The following is a 20,471-nucleotide window of genomic DNA, read 5'->3' as shown; positions in this document are numbered from 1 at the left end:
AAGTGAAACTGAATGTTCAATGGATGCGATTATCGCCACCCCGTATTCTTGTGTTAGGGTTTGCTGGCATCATTTTGGTAGGCACATTGCTATTAATGCTTCCGGCATCCAGCCGTAGCGGCGACAGTCTTGCGTTTATTGATGCGCTCTTTACAGCAACTTCGGCCGTTTGTGTCACGGGTTTGGTTGTGGTGGATACTGGAACTCATTTCTCAGTGCTGGGTCAGGTTGTCATTGCGATCTTGATTCAGATTGGCGGACTGGGCTTCATGACGATGTCTACATTGGTTGCCATTGCGTTCAAACGGCGGATTTCGCTTAGAGAACGGCTGATTCTGCAGGAAGCGATGAATCAGAGCACGATGGAGGGCATTGTCCGGCTAATTCGCAAAGTTGTGATCTACTCGCTTATTATCGAAGGCATATGTGGCACGTTGTTTGCGATTCGCTGGTCATTTGACATGCCGGTCGGACAGGCGATCTATTATGGATATTGGCATGCCATCTCTATGTTCAACAATGCCGGATTCGATATGTTCGGTGATTTTCGCAGTTTCACTGGGTTTGTATATGACCCGCTGGTGAATTTTACAGCGATGTTCCTGATTGTTTCTGGTGGTATCGGTTTTGTGGTGCTGTCAGACCTGGTGGATTACCGCAAAACGCGAAAGCTGTCCCTGCACTCCAAAGTTGTCCTGTTAATGACTGGATTGTTGATTGTGTTTGGTGCACTTGTCATTTTCGTATTCGAATTCAGCAATCCGCGGACACTCGGTGGCCTGAACTGGGGTGGCAAAATTCTCGGTTCATTCTTCCAGTCCGTTACGCCGCGAACAGCAGGAGCCAATACGGTAGATATTGCCGGGCTCCGACAGGCAACGCAGTTCTTTATGATCATCCTGATGTTCATTGGGGCATCACCGGGCTCTACCGGAGGCGGGATCAAAACAACGACATTTATGATTATGGCTGGAGCGGTCATTGCGATGATGCGTGGACGTGAAGATATCGTGTTTTTCCGCTATCGTCTCGTACAGGAACGGATTTTCAAGGCACTTACCATTACATTACTGGCGCTCTTGTTCATCATAGCCGTAACAATGGTGCTGAGCACCACAGAAGAAGCCAGTTTTATGATGATCCTATTTGAGACAACTTCAGCCTTTGGCACCGTGGGATTATCGCTCGGACTGACGCTGAAGCTGACCACTCTGGGCAAGCTCCTGATCTGTTTTACGATGTTTGCAGGAAGGCTTGGACCTATTACATTAGCGTATGCACTTGGGCAGAAAAAGGGTAAGGAGTTATACAGGTATCCGGAAGGCAAAATGATTATTGGATAAAATTTGGTGAGTTATGAATTTGATTTGGATAAGGGGTTCGTGAAGAACAATGAAAACACAGCAGTTTGCGGTGATTGGGCTTGGGCGTTTTGGCTCCAGTCTGGCACAGGAATTAATGGAACTCGGCTACGAGGTACTCGGTATCGATAAAAATGAAGAAGTCGTCGAAGACATGAGTGAATTGGTCACCCATGCCGTTGTAGCCGATGCGACTGATGAGGAAGTGTTACGCTCTCTGGGTATTCGCAATTTTGATTGTGGTATCGTAGCTATCGGGGATGATATTCAGACGAGCATTCTCACCGCGATCCTGTTAAAAGAACTGGGCGTCAAGACGGTCGTAGCCAAGGCCATATCCGTTCTTCACGGAAGAGCACTGGATAAGCTGGGGATTGATCGTGTGGTTTATCCCGAGCGGGATATGGGCATTCGGGTTGCCCACCAGCTGGTTACCCCGAACTTGCTGGATTACATTGAATTATCCAATGATTACAGTATTGTCGAGATGAAGGTTCCCGCCTGTCTGCACAACAAAACACTATCAACCCTGAATGCACGTGTACGCTTTGGTTGCAGCATTGTGGCGCTACAGAAAGAAGCCGGAGTCATTATTGCTCCGACAGCACTAGACTCGCTTCAGATGGGGGATATCATGGTCATTATTGGTAATAATGCAGATATCGACCGATTTGAAGAAGAGGTTATTAGCCAGGAGAGCTGATAATCATCATGAGTTAAAAATGAAAGCCAGACGTTGGAGCCTGGCTCATTCAGATCAAAGCTAAGGCGTCGTAGTCCTCCGTGAGGGCAATGGCGCCTTTGCTGTAAAGAGTGCAACCGTCTCCTTGACCCATTGTCTGGATGTCTCGCTGAGGCCCTCTTTATCCCCATAGATCATGCAGGTTGTTCTTCGGGTCTGCTGTAATTGTGGCAAATGAACAGAAACAAGATCATTGTCCGCGAGCAATTGCGGACGAAGATATGACTTGGGCAATAGCGCAGCAGCTTTGGCGGAAGGCAGAAGTCGGATGATCGCTTCGAAGGAATCAATCTCCATGCGAATATCCGGCATTACGGCACAGCGCTGAAAGAGGTCGTCCGTTAATTTGCGATACCAGGTACCTTTGGAGAACGTGATCATTGGAAGATCCTGCAAGTGCTCCATCCCGGCTTCCTTACCGGACAGGGGGTGTGTGAGCGGCACAACCAGTTCCAGGTGATCATCAAAGAGCGGCACACAGTTAAGCCCCACTTCACTGATGGAGGAGGCGACAATGCCCACATCGGCTTTTTTGTCACGCACAAACGAGACAATCTCATGTGTTTTTCCCGTCAACAGTTTTAGTTCGGCATTTGGATGTTTCTCCATAAAGGCATTGACGAGAGGTGGCAACGTGGTTTGAAGCGTCGTCAGACTGGCTCCGAGTGTAATGGTGCTCTGTTCTTCGTCTTTATACTGGGCGAGCATGGTGAGGAATTTCTGTTGCTGCTGCTTCTGTTCAACCGCGAAGGTATAGGCGAACTGGCCCACACTGGTTAACTCCAGTCGTTTGCCGCGGCGGTGGAAGAGAGCGACCCCGAGTTCATCCTCCAATTTGGATATTTTGCGTGAGAGTGCGGGTTGGGACAAGTTCAGTAACTTGGATGCACGGTTCAGGCTGGACTGCTCCACAACCGCTGCAAATGCATTTAACTCCTCGAACATGAACAATGACCTCTTTTCCATGAGTGTGATTCTTGCCCTTGATTAATCGTTTTCCATGTTGTATGGCCTGTAAACCCAATGTTTCACTACTTATACCTATAGGTTATAACATTTAATAATTATATTGCAATTCCCTTATAAGAAAAAAAGGAGTAACATGAAGCGTGACACAAGTTGTTCACACCTGGGGAAAACGGAACAATTTGTCGAACCTTTTCATGGAAAAGGATTCGTGTCATGATAAGTAAAATTATTTATGAAAACGTTGTATTTAGCGAAAGGGGATCGACATTTTATGAAAGGGTTTTACTCCAGAAAGCTGCACTCCTTGCTTGGCGTCATTCCGCTCAGTTTGTTTTTTGTTGAGCATTTGGTGACGAACTTCTCGGCAGTTGAAGGCGGCAAAGAAGCTTTTGACGGTGCTGTTGCATTCTTGAACAGTCTGCCACTGGTTATTGTTTTGGAAACGCTCCTTATCTGGTTACCGTTGTTCTATCACGGTGTATACGGTCTGTATATTGCTTATCAGGCCAAGCCTAACGTGGGACGTTATGGCAATGAGCGCAACTGGCGTTATACGTTGCAGCGTGTCAGTGGTGTCATTACGTTTGTATTCGTTATCTGGCATGTATGGGAGACGCGGGTGCAGGTTGCGTTGGGTACAGTCACCCACGAACAGCTAGGCGGTGTTATTCACGATATCGTGATGAACCCGGTAACATTTATTCTATATCTGATCAGTGTAGTTGCGGCATCCTACCACTTTGCCAACGGTCTGTGGTCGTTTCTTGTTAGCTGGGGAATTACCGTGGGTCCGCGTGCGCAGCGTGTGTCCTCTTATGTATGTATGAGCTTGTTCGGTATTATCTCCATTATGTTTATTGCTTCCTTGTTCGCTTTCCGGAGCATGGATTTCCAAGCAGTAACTTCAATGGTTGACGTAGTAAAAACAGTTCTAATCTAAGCATTTATCGAGTTAAATGCTGACTTATAAGGGAGTGAACATCAATGGCATCAACGAATGTAATTATTGTGGGCGGCGGTCTCGCGGGCTTGATGGCGGCGATCAAATCGGCTGAAGCCGGAGTCCATGTTCATTTATTTTCACTGGTTCCTGTTAAACGATCCCACTCTGTATGCGCACAAGGCGGCATTAACGGAGCGGTAAATACCAAGGGTGAGGGTGACTCCCCATGGGTACACTTTGACGATACGGTATACGGCGGTGACTTCCTTGCGAACCAACCTCCGGTTAAAGCGATGTGCGAAGCAGCACCTGGTATCATTCACCTGATGGACCGTATGGGCGTAATGTTCAACCGGACACCGGAAGGTTTGCTTGATTTCCGTCGTTTCGGGGGCACGAAGCATCACCGTACCGCATTTGCCGGAGCGACAACAGGACAACAATTGCTCTATGCATTAGACGAGCAGGTACGTCGCTGGGAAGCAGCGGGCCTGGTTACGAAATATGAGAACTGGGAGTTCCTGCAGGCGGTTTTGGATGATGAAGGCGTATGTCGCGGGATTGTAGCTCAGGATCTGAAAACGATGAAGGTGCAGACCTTCCCGGCAGAAGCGGTTATTCTGGCGAGTGGTGGTCCGGGTATCATCTTCGGTAAAACGACTAACTCGGTCATTAACACAGGTACAGCGGCAAGTGCCGTGTATCAACAAGGTGTAAATTACGCAAACGGGGAGTTCATTCAGATTCACCCAACAGCCATTCCAGGGGATGACAAGCTGCGTCTCATGTCCGAATCCGCGCGTGGTGAAGGTGGACGGATCTGGACTTACAAAGACGGCAAGCCTTGGTACTTCCTCGAAGAAAAGTATCCTTCCTACGGAAACCTGGTTCCGCGTGATATTGCAACACGTGAGATCTTCAGCGTCTGCGTGGATATGGGGCTGGGCGTGAACGGTGAGAACATGGTTTATCTCGACTTGTCTCATAAAGATCCGAAGGAACTGGACGTTAAACTGGGCGGAATCATTGAGATCTATGAGAAGTTCATGGGCGATGACCCGCGTAAAATCCCAATGAAAATCTTCCCGGCAGTCCATTATTCCATGGGCGGCATGTGGGTAGATTACAACCAAATGACCAACATTCCAGGGCTGTTCGCAGCTGGTGAATGTGAATATCAATACCATGGTGCAAACCGTCTGGGTGCCAACTCATTGGTATCCGCGATCTATGGTGGTATGGTGGCTGGACCAAAAGCGGCTGAATATATCAAAGGACTCAAAAAATCGTCCGCGGATATCCCTTCTTCCGTATTTGAGAAACACACCAAACAACAAAGCGATAAATACGAAGGTATCATGAAAATGCAGGGTACAGAAAATGCCTATGTTATTCATAAAGAGCTTGGAGAGTGGATGACAGCCAACATGACGGTTGTACGCTACAACGATAAGCTTGAAGCCACGATTGGCAAGATCAAGGAATTGAAAGAGCGTTATGGCAAAATCAACATGTACGATAGCTCTGGTTGGAACAATCCGGGTGCAGCGTTTACCCGTCAATTGTGGAACATGATTGAACTGGCAGAAGCAATGACCCTCGGCGCTCTGCTCCGTAACGAAAGCCGCGGCGCGCATTACAAACCGGAATTCACGGAACGTAATGACGAAGAGTTCCTGAAAACGACCATCGCAAGCTGGTCGAAGGAAGGCCCGAAAATCTCGTACGAGCCAGTAGACGTATCCCTGATCCCACCACGTATCCGGGATTACTCCAAGGATTAAATATCACGGATTTATTTATAAGGTTAAATATTAAGCACCTGAACGGAGAGGCAGGAGAACTTTGGAGAAGCAGAGCCTTCTTCAAAGTTACTGCCATCAACGTGAGGGAAATACCCAGAAGAAGCAAGCGCCTAGCAATGCTTCAGCACTTCAATACTGCCCATCCAGCATGAATGGAGTGCAGTTTCCAGCAAAGTGACTCAGTGCATGACGTAGCGGAGGAAGCAGAAATGCTCAGAAGAAGCATAGCGCCTAGCAATGCTTCAGCACTTCAATACTGCCCATCCAGCATGAATGGAGTGCAGTTTCCAGCAAAGTGACTCAGTGCACGACGTAGCGGAGGAAGCGGAAATGCCCAGAAGAAGCAAAGCGCTCGCCTTTATCACCGGATTTTAACCCTGTGAAGGGGTGATCAAAAAAATCCGGGGATAACAGCGATCAGAGGGGCATTCCGCTGACGAAGCGTCTCCCGTGCACCAAACTATTTTGCGCATCAGCAATACAATCATCGTCACCAGAGGAGGGGACAACGATATGGCGGAACAAGCTACAGCCAACAAAACCGTCAAGTTTATCATCACCCGTCAAGACAGCCCGGAGTCATCTTCGTACAACGAAGAATTTGAGCTACCGTACCGTCCCAACATGAATGTGATCAGCGCCCTGATGGAGATTCAGCGTAATCCGGTCAATACAGATGGCAAATCCATTGCTCCTGTATGCTGGGATTCCAACTGTCTCGAAGAAGTCTGTGGTGCCTGCTCCATGGTTATCAACGGCAAGCCACGTCAAGCATGTGCAGCCCTGATCGACAAGCTCGAACAGCCTGTTCGTATTGAACCGATGAAGACCTTCCCGGTGGTTCGTGACCTGGTCATTGACCGTAGCCGGATGTTTGGCGCCCTGAAACGCGTAAAAGCATGGATTCCAATTGATGGTACCTATGACCTCGGTCCAGGTCCACGGATGCCTGAGAAGAAGCGTCAGTGGGCATACGAGCTGTCCAAATGCATGACATGTGGTGTATGTCTTGAGGCATGCCCGAACGTTAATGAGAAAACAGACTTTATCGGTCCAGCAGCACTGTCCCAAGTGCGCCTGTTCAATGCTCACCCAACAGGGGAGATGAACGCCGACGATCGTCTGGAAGCGTTGATGGAAGACGGAGGCATTGAGGGCTGTGGTAACTCACAGAACTGCGTGCAATCCTGTCCAAAAGGCATTCCATTGACAACCTCCATTGCGGAAATGAACAAACAAACAACCAAGCATATGTTCAAACGCTGGTTGGGTGTATAATCTCGTCATAACAGGTGCAGAAGTGTAATCTGCAACATAGTAGAAGTCGTGATCCCGTGCAGCAACATGCCGGAGATCCCGGCTTCTTTTTGTGCTGAAGCAGAGGAACCGGGCTACCCATGAAGAATATGATATACTAAGGGGATGGATATGGAGCGTAGAAGGAGAGGGAGATATGGCAGAGACACCGCGTCAGGGTAGCAAAAACTCGTCGTCCCAGCGCACGTACAAGTCACCAGGTTCAGAAGAGTCTGTATTTCCTGGAGAGGAAAAGGATCATGATCCCTCTCGCCGAAGTTTCTTATTGCGCATGATTTTGATGACGGCGGGTGCGAGCTTGCTCACCGGGGGTTATGCCTGGCTTTGGGAGCCACGTCGTCTGGAAATCAAGCAAGTGGAACTGAAACTTCCGAAGTTCCCAAAGGCGTTTGACGGATTGCGTGTAGTTCAGTTCAGTGATGCCCATCTTGGTTTTCATACCGGAGTGAAAGAGATGAGAAAGCTGGCGGCAACGATTGAGGAGCAGCAACCGGACTTGATTTGTTTTACCGGAGACATAGTCGAGAGGGAATCAGAGCCGATGCGTGAATGTATTCCGGTACTCGCCTCCATGCAAGCCAAGTATGGCAAATTTGCTGTTTTGGGGAATCATGATTATCGGGGCGGACAGCAGAATGAAGTGGCTGCCATGTTCCATGAAGCAGGGTTCAAGTTGTTAAGGAACGAACATGTGGTGATTGAACAAGGGGGCGAACGTCTGGCCATAGCTGGTTTGGATGACGCACTTACAGGCAGGCCTGATCCTGCCCAAGCCATCAAGGGATTGAATCAAGATGTGTGGAAATTGCTGCTTATGCATGAACCGGATTATGCCGACATTGCCACGCCCTATGGTTTCGGATTGCAGCTTTCCGGTCATAGCCATGGTGGACAGGTACGATTTCCATGGGTAGGGGCACTGACAACTCCCCGAGGTTCACACAAGTATGTTAAGGGGCTGTATTACACGAATGTCCAGGGGGTATATTACTCCACTCAGACACAGATGCCCGTGTATGTGAATCGTGGTTTTGGCATGACCCAACTGCCCATTCGTTTTTTGTGCAGACCGGAATTAACAGTTTTTGAGCTTAAAGGATTAACCACATAAAAGGAATATGAGATCATATTAGTTCAACTAAACTTTTTACACGAGAACGGAGAGGACAGAAATAACGTGAAGAAGCGAAGTGTTCGCCTAAAAGCTTTCTGAAAGAAAGCTACATCGGAAGCATACGCTATCTCCGGATTTTCCCTTTGAAGTAGGGAATCAAAAAATCTGGGGATAACAGCGATCGGAAGGTTATTCTGTCATCGGAGTGGCAAGTGTAAACGTACAACAGTGAACGATTCAACATGAATGGAGGTTATCCAGATGGAACGAATTGCGATTGTATCCGACATTCATGGCAACATGACTGCCTGGGAAGCAGTGCTGGAAGATATCAAAAGTCGCGGCGTAAAGCGAATCTTTTGTCTTGGTGACCTCGTGGGCAAGGGACCAGAACCGGTGCAGGTTGTGGATGGGATTAGAGCGGCGTGTGAAATTGTCATCCGCGGTAACTGGGATGAACTGGTTGCGGTTAACCAGGACAACGAGAACTTTACGTGGCAAGCAGAACGGTTGGGTGAGGAACGATTGGCGTATTTGGCGAGCCTGCCCTTCAGTCATCAATTTCAACTGAGCGGTCGCACCATCCGTCTGGTCCACGCATCACCTCAAAGTGTGTACCATCGTGTGCAGCCTTGGGACGCAATGGAAAAGAGATTGGCGATGTTTGATTCTCCGACTGATGAGTCTGCGCAAGGTGTTGCAGATGTTGTAGGTTATGGGGATGTGCATAATGCATATTTGCAGTATATGAATGGAAAATTACTGTTTAATGCAGGCAGTGTCGGTAATCCGCTCGATCTTCCCCAGGCTTCCTACTGTATTCTGGAGGGTGAAGAGAGCAACGATAGCAATACCCCGTTCAATGTTCAATTTGTGCGGGTACCTTATGATATTGAGCGAGAAGTACAGATTGCACAGTCCGCGAATGTTCCTGCACTGGATTTCTATATCCGTGAGATTCGTACGGGCATCTACCGCGGGTTGCAGGAGTAGTCAACACCTAGGCTCTTTAGCGTTAGGAATTGAATGATGCAATATGTTAATACTATAATGCGAATACTAAAGTTCGTGGACTCGTTTATATGATATTACGCCGGATCACCTTCAGAGCATGCTTGTCTTACCGGACTCAAGCCCGTTAGGCAAAAGGAGCGATTGTCATGCTTACCCGAAAAATGCTGGTTCAAGGTCTGCCGGCTTTGTGGACAGAGCGTCTTGTCCTGCGAGCATTGCGTCAAAGTGATTACAGCACATTATCGGAACTTTTTTCCGATCCTCAAGTCATACGATATGTGAATCGGGGAAGCCAGCCCACACCGATCAGGGCGAGACGGTTATTAAACCAGATACGAAGCAGCAGTGCCAAGCTGGATTCGTTACATTATGGGATCTGCTGGAGAGGTAAGGAACAGGTCATTGGGATTACCTCGTTCCAGCACTGGAATGATCAGAATGGTACCGCACAGATTGGTTATATCCTGAACAGGTCCTGTTGGGGCAGAGGTGTGGCTACCGAGGCGGTACAGCGGCTGCTGCATTTTGGATTTGACGATCTTCATCTGTGGAGGGTGGAGGCACGTTGTTATGAGGCCAATGTTTCGTCACAACGGGTGCTAAGCAAAATAGGAATGACTTACGAACGGAGTCTTCCCTCATTTGGATTGCATGATGAGGATGACGAAGGATCAGAATCTTTGATGGATGTTAAAGTGTATAGCATGTATCGGGAACAATACGTACGCCCGCTTCAGGAGAAAGACTTGCACACACTGGTATCTGACAAGCCGCAATAACATAGAGTAAGAGTAGTAAAACGTGAAAGAATCGAACTTCAATCATTTGTTACACAATTGAAATATAGCTGCAATTGAACTCTAACAGACAGGGGGTAAACTTATCTCATGACCCCCTTTTTGATAATAGATAATGCTGTTGGGACCCGCGCGAGCGGGTTCATTTTTTTTGTCCATATAAGTTAACTATGGTATATACACTGGCTACTCCGATGACAGAATACCTTTCCGATCACTGTTATCCCCAGATTTTTTGATTCCCTTTTGAAAAGGGTAAATCTGTTGATAGCGTATGCTTCCAATGCAGCTTTCTTTCAGAAAGCTTTTAGGCGACCGCTTCGCTTCTTCACGTTAATCAGTCCTCTTCGTTATCGTGTAAAATTTAATTATATTTCCTTATATAGGGCAATACAAAACCCCCACGGCGTAAACAAGCGCGCTGTGGGGGTTACCTGTGGTTCTATATTTTTTACAGTGATACAACCTGCATCTGTTTCTGCTTAAAATACACCCATTCAGTGAATCCGATCTCCAGCAGACGTGTACGAACATCATCCAGCTCATCTGCAACCCGCTGTGGTTTATGAGCGTCCGATCCAAAAGTCACCTTCACCCCATAATGATGGGCGCGTTCCAGAATGGCATCCGAAGGATACCAGCCACCGCTGAGTTTGGTTTTGCCAGATGTGTTAATTTCGATCGCTACATTGGATTCTGCAATGACCTGCAACGTTTCATCAATGGCCTGATCCGCGATAATTTCGGAGAACGGTGGATAATTTCCTTTCATCGCGTCAATGTGTCCAAGAATCTGGAACATGCCGCTGCGTGCCGATTGCCGGATTAATGAATAATAGCTCTCTTTCACTTCAACTTTGCGAGCATCGCTCAGTCCGTTCCACCGCGTTTTGTTGAAGATGCTTACATCCTCGGTATGATGAACGGAACCAATAATATAGTCAAAAGGATACTGTCCCAGTGTGGTACGGTACAATTCTGCATGAACAGGGAAGTAATCCGATTCAATGCCGAGTAACACATCGATTTTACCAGCGTACTCCTCTTTCAGAGCAAGGACTTCTTTCACATAATGCTGCAATTCAGACTTGCCCATTGCGATCCGTGGAAATGCCTGCTCAAGCTCACTGCCAAAGTATGGCGTATGATCCGAGATCCCGATGGCCTGAAGCCCTGCCTTAATACCTGCCTCTATATAATCGCGGATGTTGCCGTCTGCGTGACCACAACGAAAATGATGGGTATGAAGATCAAATTTCATATGGAATCCTTCCTTTCTCATGGCTCATTGTCATTCTGAACTGATGAATTGGGTTTCCGGCATGCCTTTGAGGTCACTTATGAATTGCTGCATCGCGGAGTTGAGGTACCGGCTGGACTTATAGATGACACCAACAGGATGACTGACCTCCAGCTCACTTAAGGGTATCATACGCAATGTACCTTGACGCAACTCATGCGCAACAGATTGTTTGGAGATGACAGCTGCCCCGAGATCAATTTCGACCATCCGTTTCACTTCTTCGCTGCTGGACAACTCCATTACAATATTGGGTTCAATATTATGTTTCTTGAAAATGGTTTCCGTAAATCGTCGCCCTACGGTATCAGGAGACAGCAGAATCAAGGGAGTGCTCCGGAGTACATCCACTGCAGCATGTTTTTTCTTCGCCAGCGGGTGGGAAGGAGATACCACGAGTTCAAATGTGTCATAGTACAGCACAGACGTATTCAGGTTGGGATTACGCTCCGTGAGATAACCGATACCAATATCAACCAGACCATTTTCGACCTGGGTATAGATCTGTGATGAAGGAAGGGATTGAATACTGGTTTTGATGAGCGGGAATTGATCTTGGAAATAGGATAACACCCTTGGCAAGATCTGAATAGCAATGGAAGTCGTTGTGCCTAACACAATCCGTCCCTGAGGCGTTTCATCGAGATCGGATAATTTTTGTTTCAACTCATCAACGATGTCGAGCATCCGTTCAGCATGTTCCAGAAATACCTGTCCACGGTCTGTGAGGGTAACGGGTTGGTTACGATCCACAAGAACGGTGCTGAATTCGTCTTCGAGGCTTTTGATCTGGGCTGAGACGGCAGGCTGAGTCAAGTTGAGAAGTTCACCCGCTTTGCGGAAGCTCATCGTTTTGGAAATGGTAATTAGTGTCTCCAGTTGGCTTATGTTCATAGGTGGCCTCCTTGCAGGAAAAGTATCTTCGATATGTAGATGTGGTGCGATGAAATCCCGTAACTGGTTATTGTTCCGTTATCTTAAATTATAGGTGATTCAGGACAGCAGAGCAATGAAGGGAATTATCGGGAGTAAAAGTAGTTCAAGAGACTGTGAAAAAAACGTGAATACAAGAATTTGATTTTTTTAACAGTTATGAAAAAGCAGTAATAAAGTCCTAAATGCCTTTTACCACGCACGATGATCGAAATGCTTTCTTCAAAAGAAGTGAAAAGCTCCGTTTATTCGCTAGAATCAGCTATAAACATTTGCCCCACGGATGACGATAAATTATAGTACACATGATTTAACGAATTCTTAATGAATTCTTGTACGTGATAAAGTATAATAAATTTAATGAATATGGGACTTTTGGTGTGTGACCAATAACCCAGTGTGAGGGGGACATAGACAGTGAAAGCGGAAGTGATTAATCCTTTCCTGGAATCGGCACGGAACGTATTCGAACAGCTCATCCAGGTTTCGCCTTCCACCGGGAGTCTTGGCGTGAAAAATGTAGAGTTCATTGCAGACCATGTCTGGATCGTGATTGGAATGACTGGACAACTTAGCGGAAACATAGTATTTGGAATCAATGAACAAGTTGCATTGAAAATTGTATCTGCAATGATGGGCGGTTTTGTCATTACAGAGATGGATGAAATGAGCAAAAGTGCAATTTCGGAACTGGGTAATATGATCAGTGGTAATGCCAGCACCATCCTGTCGAACCAGGGTGTTGTAGTTGATATTACACCTCCACAAGTGATGAAGTCCGAACATCTGACCACATTTAGTGCAACAAAAGCACTGAGCATTCCTTTGCTGATGGATGGCATTGGTGAGATGGATATTCAGGTCATGATCTCGTAGAATAGAGCCATATGCCTCAAGAGGCAATATGTGTTCAATACGGGAGGACATCGGGTATGCTGAAAGACCAGGTAGTGTTTATTACAGGTGCATCGAGTGGTATCGGTGCGCTGTGTGCGCAGATGCTGATAGAAGAAGGAGCCATCCCGATTCTGGCTGCCCGTTCGCGGGACAAGCTGGAAGAGATTGGTGCTTCGCTGAAAGGGCCGCATGAATTACTCACACTTGATGTTACGGATAGTGAGCAGGTTCAGGCAGCTGTAGAGGCAATATTGCATAAATACGGACGAATCGACATTTTGTTGAACAACGCTGGTTACGGGAAATTCGCGGCAATGACGGAGATGTCTGTACAGGAATTCGATGAGATGATGGACGTGAATTACATGGGCATTGTCCGCTGCACCAAAGCAGTGCTTCCACAAATGCTGGAACGGGGCAAAGGTCAGATTGTGAACGTGGCCTCGATGGCTGGCAAAATCGGTACAGCCAAATCCGCTTCCTATACAGCAACGAAACATGCTGTACTCGGATTTAGTAATGCGCTTCGTCAAGAGCTTCGCAAGACTGGCGTCATGGTGACAACGATTAATCCAGGTCCGATTGATACACCATTCTTCCAACGGGCTGACCCATCTGGCAACTATGTGAATAATGTACGTTGGATGATGTTGAAACCGGAAGATGTTGCGGGTCATATGATTCGGGCAATGAAAAAGCGCAAGGAAGAAGTGAATTTGCCAAGACTTGCTTCTGCTGGCATATGGCTGTACCAGCTATTTCCTCGTCTTGCAGATCGATTGTCGCACGGTGTAATGAATCAGAAGTAAATGTGATACGAGGCATCATATACGGGATGAGAGAAAGGCTCCGCCGAGGGGCTTTTCTTTTTTTTGGCGTGTTTACATACAATCCTGGAATAAGATTTGGTACGCGGGCTTTTTTCGCATATAATGAAAGGTAATGTGATGACAGGCTTCGGTTATATCCGTACAAGCAGCTTATATGTTCAACTAACATTTACACAATAACGGAGAGGACAGAAATAACCTGAAGAAGCGAAGCTAAAAGCTTTCTGAAAGAAAGCTGCATCGGAAGCTTATGCTTCACCTTTATCAACGGATTTTTCCTTTTAAAAAAGGAATCAAAAAAATCTGGGGATAACAGTGATCGGAAGGTTGATCTGTCCTCGAAGTGTCAGTGTAAATAATGATTAGTTGAACTTATATAACATCAAAATGAATAATTTAAAAGGATGGACATACATGACGAATCAAACATTTGCTTCAATTGGCGTGGAACAGGATCTGGAGGCCGTTTTGGCGAAACATGGCATTAACGAACCTTCACCTGTACAGGCTCAGACCATACCAGTTATTCTGGAAGGCCGGGATGTTGTATCCAAATCCCAGACGGGAACAGGGAAAACGCTGGCATATCTCCTGCCAATGCTACAATCCATCAAAATGGATGTCAAAGGTACGCAGAAACTCGTTATTGCACCTACACAAGAACTGGCGATGCAGATTGTACGTGAGGCACAGCGCTACGGGGAAGAACGCAAAATTGGTGTATTGGGTCTGATTGGTGGCGCGGCGGCAAAACGTCAGATCGAGAAGCTGCGTGAGCATCCACAATTGGTTGTGGGCACACCGGGACGACTGAAGGAATTGATTACACTCAAAAAACTGAAAATGCACAACGTCTCTACGATTGTTATCGATGAAGCGGACCAAGTGTTCCAACTTGGCGGCGTAAGTGACGTAAACTTTGTACTCAAGAGCGCATTGCGGGACCGTCAGTTGATCTTCCTGTCCGCAACGATTGATGAGCATACGGCTGGACTCGCGAAGCGTGAGATGAAAGAGCCTGTTCAGATCGGAATCGAACCGGATCGCGCTACGGCTGCGGGCCTTGAGCATTATTATTTTGTAGAAGAAAACCGTAACAAAATCGACATGCTGCGTCGTCTGGTTAGACAGTATAATCCGGATCGCGCAATCGTATTTGTGAATGCAACCGAAGATATTGGTGAAGTGGAAGCAAAAATGAATCATCTGGGCTTGTCCGCTGCTGCACTGTATGGGGATGCTGACAAAGTGACCCGAAGTAACGTATTGTCTGCCTTCCGTAATGGCAAACTGCAATTGCTGATTGCCAGCGAAGTCGCTGCCAGAGGACTGGATATCGAAGGATTGCCAATGGTCATTAACTATGACCCTGCCTTTGATTCGGAGCACTATGTTCACCGCGCAGGTCGTACAGGCCGAATGGGACGTTCGGGTATTGTACTCTCCATTGTGGATGAAACTCAGATTTTCATTATGCGCAAATTCGCTCGCGAGCTTGGAATCGAACTGTCAGAACGTGTACTCTTCGGCGGTAAAGTATTGGAGGCTGATCCGCGTCCGGATACGCGCCCGGAGGGACATTCGTTCTCCAGAAAACCAGGACAATCCAGAGATCGTAAACCAGGTCAGGGCAGCCGCAATGGCGGTACTCGAGCTACGATTTCCAATTCGCGTCCATCGGGCAGCAAACCTGCTGGCAATACAGGACGCACGGAGCGAGATCAGGATCGTAAAAACAAGGGAGCACCCAAGTGGAGTAAAGACAAAACGCCACGCTCCGAAGAATAGAATCTGACGAAAGGGGTGCAGGAATAGATGGAAAATGTTCAATCGCCTGTTCTGCAAATCAGCGGGCTAAGCGGAGGTTATAGTGCCAAACGGCCGGTCCTTCACGGCATCGATCTGGAAGTCGGACGTGGAGAGATGGTTGGACTAATCGGCTTAAACGGTGCTGGCAAAAGTACAACCATGAAACATATTCTCGGCTTGATGACACCTCAACAGGGTGAAGTACGAGTGATGGGCAAGAAGCGGGACGAGGATGCCCAGATCTATCAATCGGCCATGGCATTCGTACCGGAATCACCTGAACTGTATGATGAGATGACGGTAATGGAGCACCTGGAGTTTACGGCAAGAGCGTACAATGTGTCGGAGGCTGACTTCAAGCAACGTACGGAGAAATTGCTGCAATTATTCCGTATGAATGAAAAAAGTACAAGTCTGTCGACTCACCTGTCCAAGGGCATGCGGCAAAAGGTCATGATTATGTGTGCTTTTGTGGCAGGACCGCCACTGTACATTATTGATGAGCCTTTTCTGGGGCTGGACCCGCTAGGTATTCGCTCCTTGCTTGATTTTATGCTGGAGATGAAAGCTTCGGGATCATCCATCCTGCTGAGTTCACACATTCTGTCCACGATTGAAAATTACTGTGACCGTTTTATTGTTCTGCACCGCGGACAGGTGATTGCTCAAGGGACATTGCATGAATTGCGCCTTCAATTCGGGGAATCGGATGCCACGCTGGAGCACATGTTCTATTCCCTCGTACAAGGCAGGGATTGAGCATGGATCTCAAGCTGCTATGGAAGCAAAGACGCACAGGATTCTGGAACGGAATTCTTCCTTATCTGGGATATGTCATCCAGAGCGGTGTAGCTATGGTCTTTTTATTTCTCATCATTGCGTTCTCCGCCTGGTATACATCGTTTGTTCAGAATATTCCCGCAGAATTCCCGATTCGCTGGATTGCATTGTTACTGCTGGCGCCACTGGTGCTGTTTAGCAGTTATCGTACATATCTGCTTCCGGCAGATATTGTGTTCCTGCGACCACAGGAACACCGGATGCAGGAATATTTGAAGAACAGCTTTGCCCGGGGCATCATCTATAAAAGTCTGGGTCTGCTGCTTGTGTTTGTTACGCTGTGGCCTCTCTATGTTAGAGCAGATCTGGATGCACGGCCATTTGGCTGGTTCATCGTATTCCTGCTGCTGTGGAAAGGGTTGTCCAGTTATGGAGCATGGCAAGAGCTAAGAATGGTTCAGGTCGGGGCATCAAGAGCATATCGTCTCTTGCGTTGGGCTCTGTCAGTGCTGGCGGTTGGCGCATGGCTGTGGCAACCACCACAGCGCAGCATATGGTTCCTGCTGTTACTGGCTGTCGTCTATATCGTTGCCTTGCGTATACCGGTGAAACATAGGGTAGCGTGGGAACGACTGATTCAGGTGGAGCAGGGGCAGGCTGGCAGGGTGATGCGGACGCTCGGCTGGTTCGTGGATGTACCTTCATCCGGACAGAAAGTAAGTTCGCGTCGTTGGCTTAGCAAATGGGGGAGCGGTCTTCCATGGAACGCGGGGAAAGCTTACCGTTACTTAATAACCAAAACGTTTATTCGAACCGAAGTGTTCTCCATCGTGTTGCGCCTAGTTGTATTGGGCATGTTACTATCCTGGTGGACAGCAGGCAGTTACTTTGGTGTAGGCGTGTATCTGTTCTTCCTGTTGCTTGCAGGTGTACAGCTTGGTGCGCTGCGCCGCAGTCATAGTGAATCGTTCTGGATCATGATCTATCCGATCTCGGGAGAGAGTCGTCGTTCTCAGGTGTTAGGGTTCATATTCCATCTGCATGCGCTGGCTGCGTTGTTCATGTGGCTGCCTATGCTGGCTGCCAGAGCGAGTGGACTGACTGTCACCGGAGTAGCGCTTATTTTGGGCATACTGGTGATTGTGATTATGCGCCGTTCGCAAGGCAACAAGTGGTTGAAGGAAGAGGAAGATGAGTGAACGAATGATTGATTGAACCTAATGTACCTCACTCCAGCCCAGATGGTGGTTGAGTTGGACGGTGATCATTAATAGAACAACAAAGAAGGGTATTCCGGGCTGTGTCCCGGAATACCCTTCTTCATGTTGCCATCAGATCACTTGCTTCTCCGCGCATGTGTGTGTATTTAGTACTAACAGAGGAATGATTTCGTGATAATAACGAGCAAGATGAACAGAACAAGAATGGCACCTGTGTTCGTAAATCCTCCGTAACCGCCGCATCCATAACCGCCTCTTGTATCTTCAACTCCAGACATGGTCATTCCCCTTTCAAGTGGTTGTTTGGCACGCCCTTGCGTACATCGTATACTATGTGCCTTGGGGGTGGGCTGATTGGGCCGATGCCCGGTAAAGCCAGAATTTCGAGCTTTTGGGCAGCTGTCCGGGTGTAGCAGTGATATCTGGCGAGTTGTAAAACACAAAAAGAACCAAAAGAACCCTCTATATATTCGGAGACATGTAACGTCGTCCCGGCATACAGAGGGTTCTTATATCATTCAGGGTTCAGGTCTGTTTTAACTAAGTCGTCCGCAGATCCTGAACTCCACGATAGACGGTTTCATACAGATCTTCCAATCCGGATTCTTCAATACAGGAGAATGCGATGCGCAGATCCGCTTCACCAAGCGCGATTGTACCCACGCCGTATTTGTGAAGTAAGTGGCTCCGAAGTTCTTCAGCGCCAACTTCTTTCAGCTTCAGGCACATGAAGTAACCGGAGTTGAACGGATAATAATCCCATGCATCATCATACTTTCCGCTATCGAGAATGGCCTTCACTTTATTGGCGCGGCCTTTCATAATCTCGAACTTCTCCTGTTTCTGTGCTTCAAACTCCGGTGCTTTGAGTGCATCCAATACAAAAGTCTGGGAAGGATGCGGGCCGCTGGAGATCGTTGCCCGGATAATACCGAGTGTTTTTTGTTCCAATGCATGCAGAACGGCTGCATCTTCATGGGCATACGTAATGAATCCAACGCGGAAGCCCCATACGAACTCTTCCTTGGTTGCACCATCCACTTTTACGGTCAACACACGTGGATGAATGTTGGCAAGCTTGCCAAACAGGGATTCATGAATGGAATCTTCGAAGAAGAGCCCAAAGTACGCATCATCTGTTACAGCAACCACGTTCACGCCAGCTTCAGCTGCCTGATGAATCGTGTTTACAATGGCATCTGCTTCTTTGGCTCCAGGCGTATAACCTGTAGGGTTATTCGGGAAGTTGAGCAGCACGATGGCTTTACCTTTGTCCTTTTGATCAAGCAACGCCTGAAGCAGACCGTCACTGTTGAAGTTCAATTGATCATCGAACAGGGGATAATGAACCAACTGGCCATGACGACGGATGCCGAAGGTCAGCTCGTAATTTTCCCAGTTTTTATCCGGATATATGACAGCGTCCCCTTCATCGGTGAACAGGTCGGCTACGATACTTAGTCCATGGGTTAATGCATTGGTTACAATCGGATTGCCGAATGTTTTGCCTTCCAGGGAAGGCGTCTCCTTCAGCATCTTGTCTCTCCAGACGGTCCGCAATTCAGGTTTGCCTGCAGGTGGAGCGTAAGGATACAGATCCTTTGGCTGGAATGCAGACAGCTTCTCCTGAATAACCTGGAGATGCATCGGCACACCACCCTCCAGGGCGATACCAATCGTGGCATTATGGGTCTTGGCCAAGCTTGCTGCTTCAGCAGATTGACTCAAAATCCCCTCTTTTGGAAAATAAATTTCTTTGCCAAGCTGTGACAGCATGGAGTAGACGTGACTGCTGCCTGTCTGAATACTTTCGTTCAACTGTTCAGCCAGTGGATTCATTCTTTTCATCCTTCCAAGTCTTTGTGATTCAACTGCCTAACATTATATCACCTTGACATGCCCCCGTCACGGAAATTACGCAATATGACAGTTATATCACTTTACCGCGTTGTTGCAGAGGGTTTCGAGGTGGGAATTAGCTGAATTTATCCTTGGATGAATCCTCTGAAAATGAAATTTATTGCTGATGAAATGGACAATATTTCCGCATCATCTCAGCGGTTTCAGCATCTCGTCCCTCATTGCGCTGTTCCAGTTCACCCCGTATATGATCCAAGCGTTCAATGGACCAATTTTGTCCGAATTTAAATTTGGCAGTGACTCGTTCGGGGATGATTCTTACAACGGCTACAGCTTTGAGGTTGCCTGTGTAACGCGGGTCAGTAGCATCAATCGGTACATATCCGCCTTGCGGCTGGAGTTTTTCCATGAATCGTTGCAGTACTTTAGCCTTAATGTCCAGATCCTTAACCGTTTCTGCCTGACCGAAGGCCATGACACTTTTGAAGAATGAAGTCGCCGGACAAGCAAGCTCAGGATCACTGAAATAGGATGGAATCAAGGAGAATTCTTCAGCTACCGTGAAACTGACCGACGAATCCTGTTTGATCTGTTTCATCTTCTCGCCAGCCAGACTGCCGTGGAAATAAAAGCAACCGTCCATATAAACGAAATTCAGTGGCGTAACCCGTGGTTGTCCATCCGGACTGACCGTCCCCAGAAACCCGAAGGAGCACTGATCCAGAAATGCCGTAATTTCTTGTTCTTCATCTACTGTGAATTCTTTCCGTCTCATGTGTA

At 47.5% G+C, this 20,471-nt stretch carries 19 protein-coding genes; 13 read left to right on the top strand and 6 right to left on the bottom strand.

The window, feature by feature from the left end; all coding sequences use genetic code 11:
- The first annotated feature begins 2 nt into the window (after positions 1-2).
- Together MKZ12_RS24265 and MKZ12_RS24260 are read left to right on the top strand one after the other, a co-directional pair.
- On the top strand, positions 3-1,343 hold the full coding sequence (locus MKZ12_RS24265; RefSeq protein WP_339237436.1) for a TrkH family potassium uptake protein: 1,341 nt from the start codon (positions 3-5) through the stop codon (positions 1,341-1,343).
- Between the two features lie 49 nt (positions 1,344-1,392).
- Complete coding sequence (locus MKZ12_RS24260) at positions 1,393-2,064, top strand: TrkA family potassium uptake protein (RefSeq protein WP_091020848.1); 672 nt, start codon at positions 1,393-1,395, stop codon at positions 2,062-2,064.
- 60 nt (positions 2,065-2,124) lie between these two features.
- Here the strand turns inward: MKZ12_RS24260 and MKZ12_RS24255 are convergent, their stop codons facing one another.
- The gene (locus MKZ12_RS24255; protein WP_339237432.1) at positions 2,125-3,048 is read right to left on the bottom strand and encodes a LysR family transcriptional regulator; all 924 of its coding nucleotides are present in this window, start codon (positions 3,046-3,048) and stop codon (positions 2,125-2,127) included.
- Positions 3,049-3,343: 295 nt separating this feature from the next.
- Between MKZ12_RS24255 and MKZ12_RS24250 the strand changes: the two genes are divergently transcribed.
- The 6 genes from MKZ12_RS24250 (at position 3,344) to MKZ12_RS24225 (ending at position 10,044) form a co-directional block, all read left to right on the top strand.
- Positions 3,344-4,012 (top strand): succinate dehydrogenase cytochrome b558 subunit, encoded by a 669-nt coding sequence (locus tag MKZ12_RS24250; RefSeq protein ID WP_315937826.1) that lies wholly within the window; start codon positions 3,344-3,346, stop codon positions 4,010-4,012.
- Between the two features lie 44 nt (positions 4,013-4,056).
- A complete protein-coding gene (gene sdhA, locus MKZ12_RS24245; RefSeq protein ID WP_253440597.1) occupies positions 4,057-5,799 on the top strand; it encodes a succinate dehydrogenase flavoprotein subunit in 1,743 nt (580 codons plus the stop codon).
- Positions 5,800-6,333: 534 nt separating this feature from the next.
- Complete coding sequence (gene sdhB / locus MKZ12_RS24240; RefSeq protein WP_339237426.1) at positions 6,334-7,098, top strand: succinate dehydrogenase iron-sulfur subunit; 765 nt, start codon at positions 6,334-6,336, stop codon at positions 7,096-7,098.
- Positions 7,099-7,273: 175 nt separating this feature from the next.
- Positions 7,274-8,248: a metallophosphoesterase gene (locus MKZ12_RS24235; RefSeq protein ID WP_339257197.1), complete on the top strand. Its 975-nt coding sequence runs from the start codon at positions 7,274-7,276 to the stop codon at positions 8,246-8,248.
- Positions 8,249-8,512: 264 nt separating this feature from the next.
- Positions 8,513-9,244: a metallophosphoesterase family protein gene (locus tag MKZ12_RS24230; RefSeq protein WP_339257196.1), complete on the top strand. Its 732-nt coding sequence runs from the start codon at positions 8,513-8,515 to the stop codon at positions 9,242-9,244.
- A gap of 167 nt (positions 9,245-9,411) precedes the next feature.
- Entirely contained in the window at positions 9,412-10,044 is a 633-nt protein-coding gene (locus MKZ12_RS24225; protein ID WP_339257195.1) for a GNAT family N-acetyltransferase, read from the top strand.
- A 469-nt stretch (positions 10,045-10,513) separates the two neighbouring features.
- On the opposite strand, the gene MKZ12_RS24220 is transcribed toward MKZ12_RS24225, so the two are convergent.
- Positions 10,514-11,323 (bottom strand): histidinol-phosphatase, encoded by an 810-nt coding sequence (locus MKZ12_RS24220; protein WP_339237417.1) that lies wholly within the window; start codon positions 11,321-11,323, stop codon positions 10,514-10,516.
- 30 nt (positions 11,324-11,353) lie between these two features.
- On the bottom strand, positions 11,354-12,256 hold the full coding sequence (locus MKZ12_RS24215) for a LysR family transcriptional regulator (RefSeq protein WP_036605798.1): 903 nt from the start codon (positions 12,254-12,256) through the stop codon (positions 11,354-11,356).
- 456 nt (positions 12,257-12,712) lie between these two features.
- Between MKZ12_RS24215 and MKZ12_RS24210 the strand changes: the two genes are divergently transcribed.
- The 5 genes from MKZ12_RS24210 (at position 12,713) to MKZ12_RS24190 (ending at position 17,810) form a co-directional block, all read left to right on the top strand.
- Positions 12,713-13,171, top strand: coding sequence for a chemotaxis protein CheX (locus MKZ12_RS24210; protein WP_062837913.1), 459 nt, complete (start codon positions 12,713-12,715; stop codon positions 13,169-13,171).
- Between the two features lie 56 nt (positions 13,172-13,227).
- Complete coding sequence (locus MKZ12_RS24205) at positions 13,228-14,001, top strand: SDR family oxidoreductase (RefSeq protein ID WP_339257193.1); 774 nt, start codon at positions 13,228-13,230, stop codon at positions 13,999-14,001.
- Positions 14,002-14,436: 435 nt separating this feature from the next.
- Complete coding sequence (locus MKZ12_RS24200; RefSeq protein ID WP_339237413.1) at positions 14,437-15,810, top strand: DEAD/DEAH box helicase; 1,374 nt, start codon at positions 14,437-14,439, stop codon at positions 15,808-15,810.
- A 27-nt stretch (positions 15,811-15,837) separates the two neighbouring features.
- On the top strand, positions 15,838-16,590 hold the full coding sequence (locus MKZ12_RS24195; protein WP_339257191.1) for an ABC transporter ATP-binding protein: 753 nt from the start codon (positions 15,838-15,840) through the stop codon (positions 16,588-16,590).
- Positions 16,591-16,592: 2 nt separating this feature from the next.
- Positions 16,593-17,810, top strand: a complete 1,218-nt coding sequence (locus MKZ12_RS24190; protein ID WP_339257190.1) for an ABC transporter permease — start codon at positions 16,593-16,595, stop codon at positions 17,808-17,810.
- 173 nt (positions 17,811-17,983) lie between these two features.
- On the opposite strand, the gene MKZ12_RS24185 is transcribed toward MKZ12_RS24190, so the two are convergent.
- The 3 genes from MKZ12_RS24185 to MKZ12_RS24175 all read right to left on the bottom strand — a co-directional run bounded on the left by MKZ12_RS24185 (position 17,984) and on the right by MKZ12_RS24175 (position 20,466).
- Positions 17,984-18,109: a YjcZ family sporulation protein gene (locus MKZ12_RS24185; protein ID WP_206759599.1), complete on the bottom strand. Its 126-nt coding sequence runs from the start codon at positions 18,107-18,109 to the stop codon at positions 17,984-17,986.
- Between the two features lie 262 nt (positions 18,110-18,371).
- Positions 18,372-19,670, bottom strand: a complete 1,299-nt coding sequence (locus MKZ12_RS24180) for an aminotransferase class I/II-fold pyridoxal phosphate-dependent enzyme (protein ID WP_339257188.1) — start codon at positions 19,668-19,670, stop codon at positions 18,372-18,374.
- A 178-nt stretch (positions 19,671-19,848) separates the two neighbouring features.
- Positions 19,849-20,466: a pyridoxamine 5'-phosphate oxidase family protein gene (locus MKZ12_RS24175; protein ID WP_339257186.1), complete on the bottom strand. Its 618-nt coding sequence runs from the start codon at positions 20,464-20,466 to the stop codon at positions 19,849-19,851.
- Positions 20,467-20,471: the final 5 nt, after the last annotated feature.

The sequence above is a fragment of the Paenibacillus sp. FSL R5-0713 genome (genome assembly GCF_037973325.1).
Lineage (GTDB): Bacteria > Bacillota > Bacilli > Paenibacillales > Paenibacillaceae > Paenibacillus.
Note: the sequence above shows the minus strand (reverse complement) of the source record. Positions and strands in the feature narration are given on the sequence as shown.